This is a genomic window from Bradyrhizobium sp. sGM-13 (genome assembly GCF_018398875.1).
Taxonomy (GTDB): Bacteria; Pseudomonadota; Alphaproteobacteria; order Rhizobiales; family Xanthobacteraceae; genus Bradyrhizobium.
This window is the reverse complement of record NZ_JAGWDK010000451.1, coordinates 1-232: the sequence shown is the minus strand read 5'-3', so window position 1 is coordinate 232 and position 232 is coordinate 1. Positions and strand designations below refer to the sequence as shown.

The window sequence follows — 232 nt, the reverse complement described above, 5'->3', positions numbered from 1 at the left end:
ATCCTCTACTACATCTATCCAAACGTCATCTGACCGCGGGCGCCGCTAGCTGATGGATCCTTGGCGTTACTCCACCGAGGGCATCAGTGTCGCACTGCGAGTGACGCCACGTGGAGGGCGCGATGACATCGACGGCGTTGAAACGCTCGCCAACGGCCGTTCCGTGGTGAAGGTTCGCGTCCGCGCCATCGCTGATGGCGGCGAGGCCAACCGTGCGGTCACGGAACTGCTG

General features: G+C 62.9%; 1 protein-coding gene. It reads left to right on the top strand.

Annotation, left to right across the window (positions count from 1 at the left end; translation table 11 throughout):
• Window positions 1–52: 52 nt before the first annotated feature.
• Window positions 53–232: DUF167 family protein (locus tag KJQ96_RS39625; protein WP_305831106.1), on the top strand; the 180-nt coding region annotated here is incomplete at its 3' end.